At 48.0% G+C, this 646-nt stretch carries 1 protein-coding gene; it reads right to left on the reverse strand.

Going from position 1 to position 646, the window contains the following annotated elements; translation table 11 throughout:
- Positions 1 to 646, reverse strand: a 646-nt coding sequence (locus tag JZO70_RS04440) for a site-specific integrase (RefSeq protein WP_207672339.1), incomplete at both ends; no start/stop codon positions are given.

A 646-nucleotide genomic window follows, 5' to 3' on the forward strand; every position in this document is an offset into this window, starting at 1 on the left:
GATTCTTCCATTTGTGCGATTACTTGGATGCGCTGTTCCATCACAGAACCCGCATAAGTGTCCAAGGTCATCTGAGTTGAGCTATGCCCAAGCATGTTGCTCACACTCATAATGTCGCCTTTGCTTTCCAAGCAGCGGGTCGCAAAGGTATGACGCAGCTGATGGAAATGCGTCTCAGGCAGACCGGCAGCCGCACGAATTTGATGGAAATGGTACGTTAAAAGCCGTGGTTCCAAGGGTTTGTCCTTGTTGGTAACCACATATTTACCCGTTGCTTTCAGCTTCTGTTGCAACAAAAGCTGCTTCAAGCCTTGGCTCATAGGAACCGAACGTGTAGATGAAGCTGTCTTAGAGCTGGTGTAAATCAACTCCGTTTTCTGCCCTTCCAACAAGCTGAAAACCCGTTGATACGTAGCTCGAACATGGATCAGGTTATTCTCAAAATCGATGTCCTTCCAGGATAAGGCAGCGATTTCGCCAATCCGCAAACCGGCGTGCAGCGCCAACAGCACGGGAATTCCTCGCCCTTTTTTGTCTTCCATTGCCGCTGTCTCTAAGCGTTTTTGTTCCTGTTTAGTCAGGGATTGGTTCTTACGCTTCTCAACCTTTGGCAGTTGAATGAAGGCAAAAGGATTCTCCTTGATTA

It is taken from the genome of Candidatus Enterococcus moelleringii (assembly GCF_017377575.1).
In the GTDB taxonomy this organism is placed as follows: Bacteria; Bacillota; Bacilli; order Lactobacillales; family Enterococcaceae; genus Enterococcus_A; species Enterococcus_A moelleringii.